10 protein-coding genes are annotated in these 9,686 nt (G+C 66.2%); 5 read left to right on the forward strand and 5 right to left on the reverse strand.

Annotated features, from left to right (window positions below; genetic code table 11):
• The first annotated feature begins 273 nt into the window (after positions 1–273).
• From D2V17_RS00700 to D2V17_RS00710, 3 genes are all read left to right on the forward strand, one after another.
• The gene (locus tag D2V17_RS00700; protein WP_119591231.1) at positions 274–735 is read left to right on the forward strand and encodes a Dps family protein; all 462 of its coding nucleotides are present in this window, start codon (positions 274–276) and stop codon (positions 733–735) included.
• 68 nt (positions 736–803) lie between these two features.
• Positions 804–1,424: a 6-phosphogluconolactonase gene (locus D2V17_RS00705; protein WP_119591232.1), complete on the forward strand. Its 621-nt coding sequence runs from the start codon at positions 804–806 to the stop codon at positions 1,422–1,424.
• Positions 1,412–1,873: an NUDIX hydrolase gene (locus tag D2V17_RS00710; RefSeq protein WP_119591233.1), complete on the forward strand. Its 462-nt coding sequence runs from the start codon at positions 1,412–1,414 to the stop codon at positions 1,871–1,873. Before D2V17_RS00705 ends, D2V17_RS00710 begins: the two co-directional genes overlap by 13 nt.
• A gap of 81 nt (positions 1,874–1,954) precedes the next feature.
• Here D2V17_RS00710 and dinB read toward each other — a convergent pair whose 3' ends face one another.
• Positions 1,955–3,070, reverse strand: coding sequence for a DNA polymerase IV (gene dinB, locus D2V17_RS00715; protein WP_119591234.1), 1,116 nt, complete (start codon positions 3,068–3,070; stop codon positions 1,955–1,957).
• A gap of 65 nt (positions 3,071–3,135) precedes the next feature.
• On the opposite strand from dinB, the gene D2V17_RS00720 reads away from it, so the two are divergent.
• The gene (locus D2V17_RS00720; RefSeq protein WP_119591235.1) at positions 3,136–4,386 is read left to right on the forward strand and encodes a multidrug effflux MFS transporter; all 1,251 of its coding nucleotides are present in this window, start codon (positions 3,136–3,138) and stop codon (positions 4,384–4,386) included.
• Positions 4,383–5,858, forward strand: a complete 1,476-nt coding sequence (gene glpD, locus D2V17_RS00725; RefSeq protein WP_119591236.1) for a glycerol-3-phosphate dehydrogenase — start codon at positions 4,383–4,385, stop codon at positions 5,856–5,858. Before D2V17_RS00720 ends, glpD begins: the two co-directional genes overlap by 4 nt.
• A 177-nt stretch (positions 5,859–6,035) precedes the next feature.
• On the opposite strand, the gene D2V17_RS00730 is transcribed toward glpD, so the two are convergent.
• The 4 genes from D2V17_RS00730 to D2V17_RS00745 all read right to left on the reverse strand — a co-directional run.
• Positions 6,036–7,082 carry a phytoene/squalene synthase family protein gene (locus D2V17_RS00730; protein ID WP_119591239.1) on the reverse strand — a complete coding sequence of 349 codons (1,047 nt, stop codon included), beginning with the start codon at positions 7,080–7,082 and terminating at the stop codon, positions 6,036–6,038.
• 35 nt (positions 7,083–7,117) lie between these two features.
• A complete protein-coding gene (locus D2V17_RS00735) occupies positions 7,118–7,699 on the reverse strand; it encodes an LOG family protein (RefSeq protein WP_119591237.1) in 582 nt (193 codons plus the stop codon).
• Positions 7,700–7,919: 220 nt separating this feature from the next.
• Positions 7,920–9,413: a phytoene desaturase gene (locus D2V17_RS00740; RefSeq protein WP_119591238.1), complete on the reverse strand. Its 1,494-nt coding sequence runs from the start codon at positions 9,411–9,413 to the stop codon at positions 7,920–7,922.
• The coding region (locus D2V17_RS00745) for a lycopene cyclase family protein (RefSeq protein ID WP_245978396.1) at positions 9,410–9,686 on the reverse strand (277 nt) is incomplete at its 5' end. The genes D2V17_RS00745 and D2V17_RS00740, both read right to left, overlap by 4 nt.

The raw sequence follows: 9,686 nt of genomic DNA on the forward strand, positions 1-9,686 counted from the left end.
CGGCCTTCACTGCCGCTGGCGGGGCGGTCGGGGCGCTGGCGGTGTTGCCCATGGCGGCGATTGCGGGCGACGACTGGGAGAGGCTGCCGCTCGCCATCGTGCGGGCGGTTGTCGGCGTGGCTTTGCTGGTGACTGGCGTGGTTATTGGCTGGATTGCAATATTTTGACCTTACAATCGGTTCTCTCGATCAGGACAATCGTCCATTTCGAGGAAACGCCGGGCCCTGTCCGGTGTTATCTGCAGTGAACATCATAACGAAAAGGGGAACAGCAATGGCTTCCACAGGCGACAATTCGAAACAGGCTCTGGTCGAAGGGCTGAACGGCCTGCTGGCCGATCACTTCGCGCTCTACATCAAGACCAAGAATTTCCACTGGCACGTGAAGGGTCCGCGCTTTCGCGACCTGCACCTGCTGTTCGATGAGCAGGCGGTCCAGATTCAGGGCCAGATCGACATCATCGCCGAGCGCGTGCGCAAGAACGATGCGAAGACGCTGACCTCGCTGTCCTCGATCATGGCCGCCACCAGCGTCGCCGAGGAGAACAGCACCGAGGTCGACGCCGATGCCATGGTCAAGCAGCTGCACGACGATAACGCCGCGCTCGTTGCCAGCCTCAAGGCGCTGAAGGAAGCCGCCGACAAGGCGGGCGACAACGCCACCGACGGCCTGATCGACGACTGGACCGACATGGCCGAAGAGCGCGTCTGGTTCCTCAAGTCCTTCCTCGGCTGAGCCTCACATCAGCCAGGGCGCTTGCACCGCGGCTCGCCATTGCGCGAGCTGCGGTGTAGGCAGCGGCCATGACTACTGTAAATCTTGTCGAACGGGCGGATGACGCCGCCATCGCCGCCTTCCTCGAACGCCTTATCAACGCGCATCCGCGCGAGGATGGTCGCCCCGTCGCGATCTGCCTTCCCGGCGGATCGACGCCGTTTCCCATCCTCAGGCTGCTCGCCCAGACCCTGACCGACTGGAGCGGAATAGAGGTGTGGCCGGGTGACGACCGGATAGTTCCCGAGGATCACGCGGCCAGCAACACCGGCAAGCTGCGCGCTCTGCTCGAACCGCTCGGTGCGCGCGTCGTTGCGCTGGAAGAAGGGGCGAAGCCGCCGCATTTCGCGCTGGTCTGGCTCGGCATGGGCGCGGACGGGCACATCGCCTCGCTGTTTCCCAACACCGATCCGCAGGTCGACGATGCGGTGCCGGTGCGCCGCCTGACGCCCGACCCGCTCCCGCCCGAAGCGCCGTTCGACCGGCTGACGCTCACCATCCCCGCGCTGCTCGACACCGACGAACTGATGTTCGTGATCCGCGGTGACGACAAGCGCGCGGTGTTCGATGCGGCGCAGGCCGCAGAGCATGATCTGCCCGTGGCGCGGCTGCTCGGCGCGGCCAGCCAGACGGTGACATGCTTCGCCTGATTCCGCGGGCGCCGATGCGCCTTGCCTACCGCATCGCGCACCGCTTGCGGCTGATGTACTGGCGTCTGCGCAAGCCGACCGTGCACGGCTGTTCGGTGATCGCGCGCAACCGCGCGGGCGAGCTGCTGCTGGTGCGTCCGAGCTACGGCGGCTCGCAATGGCAGTTTCCCGGCGGGGGTATGGGGCGGGATGAAGACCCGCTCGCAGCCGCGCGGCGCGAATTTGCCGAGGAGACCGGACTTGTCCTTCAGGCGGCGCGCTCGCTGGGGCCGCAGCGGCGCAAGTTCCATGGCGCGACCAACATCGTCCACTTCGTGATCGGCGAGGCCGAGGGCGCGCCGCAAGGCGATGGCCGGGAGATCGTCGAGGCCGGCTGGTTCGGGCGCGCGGCGTTGCCCGATGACCGCAAGGCGAGCGTCGGCGACGGCATCCGCATCGCGCGGATCTAGAGCAGGATGACATGGCTTGACCCGCAAAGCCCTTCCCCTTGGGGAGGGGAGAAGGGTGGATCAGGGTAATGTCATGCCGATCTAGAGCAGGCTCAGCTGCGCATCGTCGCGCGCGGGCTCGTTGCCATCGCCGCGTTCAAGGTTACTCAGCGTCAGCCCCATCAGCCGGATCGGTTGTGGCAGCGGCAGCTCCGCCTCCAGCAGCGCTTCGGCCAGTTGGGTGAACTCGTCGCGCCCGCTCACCCAGTGCGGGAGCGAGCGCGAGCGGGTGGCGGACTGGAAATCGCGATATTTGAGCTTCAGCGTCACCGTGCGCCCGCGGGCCTGTTTCTCGGCGATCCGCTCCCACACGATGTCGACGATCCGCGCCAGCGTTTCGCGCAACGCGTCGGGCGCGGAAATGTCTTCGGAAAACGTCCGTTCGCCGCCGATCGACTTGCGTACCCGGTTCGAGCGCACGGGCCTCAAGTCGATCCCGCGTGCGGCGCGGAAGAGATAGTCGCCAAAGCTGCCGAAATGGGCCGTGAGCCAGGCGCGGTCCCTGGTCGCAAGATCGGCGCCCGTTTCAATGCCGAGCCGCGCCATTTTCTCCGCGCCCTTGGGGCCGATCCCGTGGAACCGCCGCACCGGCAGCGCGGCGACAAACTTCGCGCCCTCGCCGGGGCGGATCACACACAGGCCGTCGGGCTTGTTCTGGTCGCTCGCCAGCTTGGCGAGGAACTTGTTGTACGACACGCCCGCCGAGGCGGTCAGTTGCGTCTCCTTGCGAATTTGCGCCCGGATCAGTTCGGCGATGCGCGTGGCCGAGCCGATCCCGCGAATATCGTCGGTCACATCGAGATAGGCCTCGTCGAGGCTCAGCGGTTCGACATGCTCGGCAAAATGATCGAAAATCGCGCGAATCTGCGCCGAGACTTCGCGATAGACATTGAACCGGCTTTTTACGAAAATCAGCTCGGGGCAGCGCCGCTTGGCCGTGACCGAGGGCATGGCGCTGCGCACCCCGAACTTGCGCGCTTCGTAGCTGGCCGCTGCCACCACGCCGCGCCCGCCCGCCCCGCCGACCGCCACCGGACGCCCGCGCAAAGAGGGATCGTCGCGCTGTTCGACGCTGGCGAAGAAGGCATCCATATCGACATGGATGATCTTTCGCAGACCCTCAGCTTCTTCGGGTGCCTCGGCGTGATCGTCCATCATGGCTGCTCAATTATGGTGCGTTTTGTCGTTTGCGGCAATGCAACAGAGCCGATAAGGGCTATGCAATGCCCAAGCGCAAATCCTCCGACATTCAGATTGGCCGCCGCGAACTGGTGGTTCTGCTCGCACTGATGATGAGCCTCAACGCGCTCGCCATCGATGCCATGCTGCCGCTGCTCGACGAAATGGCGCGTGACCTTGCGGTGGTTGACGAGAACCGGCGCCAGTTGGTGGTCGGCGTCTATACCATTGCGATGGGGGTTGGCGCGCTGTTGCCGGGCAGCTTTGCCGACCGCTTCGGCCGTCGCCCGGTTATCCTCACTTCGCTGGCTGCCTATTGCGCGCTGTCGCTGATCAGCGCCTTCCTCACCGATTTCGAGGTGCTGTTGTGGGTGCGCGGGATCACGGGTGTGTTGTGTGCGGGGCTGATGGTGATGCCGATGACCATCGTGCGCGACATCTATGAAGGCGACGCGATGGCACGGCTGATGTCGCTGGTCTCGGCGGTGTTCATCACCGTACCGGTGGTGGCTCCCAGCCTTGGCGCTGCCATTGCCGCAGTGGCGGGATGGCGCTTCATTTTCGTGGGGCTGGCCGTGATGGGCGGGGTTGCCGCCACCTGGGTGTGGTTCCGCCTGCCCGAGACGCTGACCGAGGATAACCGCCAGCATATCGACGTTCCGGTGATCGTGCGGAACATGCGGCTGGCGCTGATCAACCGGCAGGCGGTGGGCTATGTGTTCGGCGCGGCGCTGCTGATGGGCGGCGTGTTCGGCTATGTGAACTCGGCGCAGCAGCTCTATCAGGATTTCTTCGGCGTCGGCGCGTGGTTCCCGGTGCTGTTCGGCGGAACGGCGGCGATGATGGCGTTCTCCAGCCTCGTCAATTCGCGCATTGTGATGCGGTTCGGCGCGCGCCGGGTCAGCCATGCTGGCACTCTGATGTTCATCGTGGTGAGCGCGACGCAGGTATGGTCGTCCTATGCCCATCCCGGCAACATCTACTGGTTCCTGCCGCTGATGAGCGTGAACCTCGGTCTGCTCGGGTTCCTCGGCGCGAACTTCAGTTCGATCGCGATGCAGCCGTTCTCGACCATCGCGGGTGCGGCCTCCAGCGTGCAGACCTTCTTCCGCATGTTCGGCGCGGCCATGGTCGGCGTGGTGATCGGGCAGGCCTATGATGGCACGGCGCTGCCGTTCGCCTGGTCGCTTCTCGGCACCTCGGTGGCGGCGCTGCTGCTGGTGCTGTTCAGCGAGCGGGGGGTGCTGTTCCGCCGCCTGCATCAGGTTCCGCAAAGCACGGTGCCGGTGCGGTGAGCGCCTTGTTCGACCTCATCGTGATCGGCGGCGGGGTCAACGGCGCGGGCGTGGCGCGCGACGCTGCCGGGCGCGGGGCCAAGGTGCTGCTGCTCGAAGCGGGCGACCTTGCGGGCGGCACTTCGAGCAAGTCGACCAAGCTGATCCACGGGGGGCTGCGCTATCTCGAATATGCCGAGTTCGCGCTGGTGCGCGAGGCGCTGATCGAGCGCGAGCGGCTGTGGGCCATCGCGCCGCATACCGTCTGGCCCTTGCGCTTCGTGCTGCCGGTGAGCGAGGGGATGCGCCCCGCCTGGATGCTGCGCGCCGGGCTGTTCCTTTACGACCACATCGGCAAGCGCGAAGACCTCTCGGCCACGCGCACGATCCGGCTGAAGCGCGATCCGGCGGGCAAGGAGCTGCTGCCGGGGCCGACCCACGGGTTCGAATATTCGGACTGCTGGGTCGACGATGCGCGGCTGGTGGTGCTCAACGCGAAGGACGCCGCGCGCAAGGGCGCCGAAATCCGCACCCGCGAGGCCGTGACCAGCGCGCGCCGCGACCGCGATGGGCTGTGGCAGGTGATGACGGGGCAGGGCACCTATCGCGCGCGCGCGGTGGTCAATGCGGGCGGACCGGGGGCCGACGATGTGGCGGGAGCGATGGGCCGCAAGCCCGCGTTCGGCGTGCGCCGGGTGCGCGGCTCGCACATCGTGGTGCGCCGCCGCTTCGGGCATGACCGGGCCTATATCCTGCAATTGCCCGACACCCGTATCTGCTTTGCCATTCCCTACGAGGGCGAGTTCACGCTGATCGGCACCACCGATGCCGATCATGATGGGCCGCTTGATCAGGTGGAGGCGAGCGAGGCTGAGATCGTCTATCTGATCGAAGCCTTCAACGCGAACTTTGCCGACCCGATCGCGCGCACCGATGTGGTCTACAGCTATGCCGGGGTGCGCGCGCTGGTCGATGAAGGCGAGGACCGGCCCGAGGCGGCGACGCGCGGCTATCGCCTGTCGCTCTCGGCCAAGAGCGAGGGCGCGCCGGTGCTCGGCATCTATGGCGGCAAGATCACCTCCTATCGCCATGTGGCCGAGGAGGCGGTGGATATGCTCGGCACCCGGCTTGATTGCCTCGCCAAACCTGCATGGACCGCCGATGCGCCGCTGCCGGGGGGTGATTTCCCCAAGCTTGCGCAGCCGATCCTCGTGCGCGAATTGCAGGCGGACTATCCGTTCCTGAGCGAGGCCGAGGCTCTGCGGGTGGCCCGCGCCTATGGGCTCGATGCGGTGCTGTGGCTGGGCGAGGCGAAGGCGTGCGCCGATCTGGGCCGCGACTTCGGCTGCGGGCTGAGCGAGGCCGAGGTGGACTACCTGCGCCGCGAGGAATGGGCGCAGACGGCCGAGGATATTCTCTGGCGGCGCACTAAGCTGGGCCTGCATATGAGCGTGGAGCAGCAGGCGGGGCTTGAGGAATTTCTCGCGGGTTAGACCCCACACCCGCTCGTCCTGAGCTTGTCGAAGGACTGCTCTTCTCTTGGAACTCCGCGCCAGCCTCAAGGGGAAGGACAACCCTTCGACAAGCTCAGGGTGAGCGGATGTGGGAGAATGGGTCCGCTTAGGGCGAGCGGATGTGGGGGATTGGGGCACTCAGGGCGAGCGGGAGGATCAATCCTCCTTCTTGCGCACATCCTCATCGCGCAGCGGCGTGAACTTCACCTCGGCGGGCCTCCCCGCCATCCTTGCACGCACCATCAGTTCGCCGCGGGTCCAGCGGGGCATTTCGCTCGGCGGCCAGGCCCCGAGCCGGGCCTCCTTCAGTGCCGACAGCACATGCCCCAGCTTCTCCAGCTTCGTGGTGTGAATGCGGTGGTCCCAGGCCAGCTCCGCCTGCTCGACCACCTTGCGCCCGATCGCGCCATAGATGTTGGTCGCCGCCAGCACCGCCCAGCGCTGGCGAAAGCGCAGGTGCCGCGCGCCCAGACGCGCCGCTGCCTCGTGGCTCTCGGCCAAATGCACCAGCCGCCGCGCCAGCGTGACCAACTGCGCACGATACATCGGCTTCATGTGCTGGCCCGGAGGAATGTCCATTTCCACCAGCCATTCGACCGGCAGATAACAGCGCCCCACCGCATCGTCTTCGGACAGGTCGCGCGCGATGTTGCTGAGCTGGAACGCGAGCCCGAGGTCGCAGGCACGGTCGAGCGTCTCGTCCTCGCTGTCGGGCACGCCCATGACCTTGGCCATCATCACGCCCACTGCGCCCGCGACATGGTAGCAATAGCGCATCAGGTCTGCCTCGGTGCGCGGACGCCAGCCCTCGGCGTCAAGCGCGAAGCCGTCGATCACATCGTCGCACATCGCCTGCGTCAGCCCGCATTCGGAGGCGACCAGCCCCAAAGCATCGAACGCGAGGTCCGAAGTCGGCTGGCCATCGAGCGCGCGGTGGGTGAGGATGCGGATCGCCTCGACCCGGTCATGGCCCTGCTTCTCGTCGATGCTGAGCGGGCCGCCGTGATCCTGCCCGTCGGCGATGTCATCGCAGCGGCGGCACCAGGCGTAAAGCAGGTGCGCGCGCTCACGTGTGGCCTTGTCGAACAACAGCGAGGCGCTGGCGAAACTCTTCGAGCCGAGTGCGATGGATTCGCCCGCGCGCTTCACCAGTGCGGCACGGCTGCGCCCGCCACCTGCCGCGCGATAGGGCTGGTTGACCACGAGGCTGGCGACCAGCGGGCGGGGGGCGATGCGCTTCACAGGTCGTCCACCCGCATCTGCACCACCGTTTTTGCCGGTGTGAAGTTGGCCATCTTTTCCAGCAATTCGTCGAGGGTGTCGGCGGAGATCAGGATATCGCGGTGTGCGCTGCGAACGAAGCCGACCTCGGCCATATGCGCGTTGAAGGCGAGCAGCCCGTCATAATAGGCAAAGGCGTTGAGCAGGCCGACCGGCTTGGCGTGATAGCCGAGTTGCGCCCAGCTGATCGCTTCCCACAACTCGTCGAGCGTGCCCACGCCGCCGGGCAGGGTAACGAAGCCGTCGGAGAGGTCGGTGAAGGCCTGCTTGCGCTGGTGCATCGTTTCCACCACGTGCAGCTCGGTCAGACCCCGGTGCGCCACTTCGAGGTTCACCAGCGCCGTGGGAATAACGCCGATCACCTCGCCGCCTGCGCTCAGCGCGCCGTCGGCCACCGCGCCCATGAGCCCGGCCTTGCCGCCGCCATAGACGACGCCGATCCCGCGCTCAGCCAGCGACGCGCCGACCTCGTGGGCAAGCGCCATGTAGCGCGGGTCAGCCGGGGTGGCCGAGCCGCAATAGACCGCGAGCCGCTTCATCGGGTGAGCCTCCGGGTGTGGTGTGCTCGGGGCGACCGTAGATTTTTGCGCTCACAGAGGCGCAGAGGCGCAGAGGGCCTTGTGCCACCGGAGGTGGCCTTCAGCGGATCTACAGAAGCGCAAGCAGCTGGGCCAAGAGGATGAGAGCGGCTTCGCCGCAAGCGCGATCTCTCTGCGCCTCTGCGCCTCTGCGAGCGCATAATGAGCGTGCCTTCCGTTCTCATTTCAGATCCTCGATCATCAACCCCGCAGTCGCCTTGGCGCTGCCGACCACGCCGGGGATGCCCGCGCCGGGATGGGTGCCCGCGCCCACGAGGTAGAAGTTCTCGATCACGTCGTCGCGATTATGCCCGCGGAACCATGCGCTTTGCGTTAACACCGGTTCGAGGCTGAAGGCGCTGCCGAGATGCGCGTTGAGATCGCGGCTGAAATCGGTCGGCGCATAGTGGAAGCTGGTCACGATCCGGTCGTGGATATCGGGGATCAGCCGCCGCCCGACCTCATCGAGAATGCGCTTTTCGAGCTGCGGGCCGATCACCGACCAGTCGATCGCCAGCTTGCCCTGATGCGCCACCGGCACCAGCGCGTAGAACGTGCTCTTGCCCTCGGGCGCCATGCTGGGATCGGTCACGGTCGGGTGGTGGAGGTAGATCGAGAAATCCTCCGGCAGCACGCCGTGGGTATAGATGTCGTCAAGCAGGCCTTTGTAGCGCGGGCCGAACAGGATCATGTGGTGCGGAATGCCCGGCCAGCTGCCCTCGACCCCGAAGTGGACCACAAACAGGCTGGGCGAGAAACTCTTCTTCGCCAGCGCCTTGCCCTGTGTCTTGCCGCGATGGCTGTCACCCAGGAGATCGCGGTAGGAGTGGACGATATCGGCGTTCGAGGCCACGGCGTCGAACTCGCCGTACCAGCCGCTCTGCGTGTGAACGCCCTTGGCCCGTTTGCCCAGCGTCTCGATCCGGCTGACCGGATCGCCGAGCATCATCGTGCCGCCGATCCGCTCGAAATGGCGGACCATCCCGGCGATCAGGCGGTTGGTGCCGCCGCGCGTCCACCACACGCCTCCGTCTTTCTCCAGCTTGTGGATCAGCGCGTAGATCGCGCTGGTCTTCATCGGGTTGCCGCCCACCAGCAGCGTGTGGAAGCTCAGCGCCTGACGCAGCTTCTCGCTGCGAATGAACTTGCTCACCATCTCATAGACGCTGCGCCAGGCCTGATACTTCATCAGCGCGGGCGCGGCCTTGATCATCGATGAGAAGTCGAGAAACGGCACCGTGCCGAGCTTGACATAGCCTTCCTCGAACACCCCGGCGGAATATTCGAGGAAGCGTTCGTAGCCCTGCACGTCGGCGGGATCGAGCCGGGCGATCTCCTTGCGCAAGGACGCTTCGTCGTTCGAATAGTCGAAGTTGCTGCCGTCGGGCCAGTTGAGGCGGTAAAACGGCATGACGGGCATCAGCTCGACATCGGCGGCCATGTCGTGGCCCGAAAGCGCCCACAGCTCCTTCAGACAAGCGGGATCGGTGACGACGGTAGGCCCGGCATCGAAGGTGAACCCGTCGCGCTCCCAGAAATAGGCGCGTCCGCCCGGCTTGTCGCGCGCTTCGATCACCGTGGTGGCGATCCCCGCGCTTTGCAGCCGGATGGCGAGGGCGAGCCCGCCGAAACCGGCGCCGATCACGCAGGCGGTGCGGCCTTCGGGGCGGGTCATGGGTAATCCTTGTGTTCGGGCACCCGCAGTGGCGGGGCAGGGCGTGTCAGGGCGGCGACAGCCCGAGATACGGGAACAGGGGGCTTGCCCGCAAGCACTCTTGCGCGATCGGCCAGTGTTGAGCGCCCGGCATAGAACCGCTCGATCAGCCGCTCAGGCAGGCGATAGAAGCGTTCGAACACGCGGTAGCGCTCCTCGGGCAGGGCCGCGCCGAACAGCATCCGTCCGAGCAATCGGTAAAAGCCCATGGCGCGCCAGTGCTTGCGGGCGCGC

This window comes from Aurantiacibacter xanthus (genome assembly GCF_003584015.1).
GTDB lineage: Bacteria > Pseudomonadota > Alphaproteobacteria > Sphingomonadales > Sphingomonadaceae > Alteraurantiacibacter > Alteraurantiacibacter xanthus.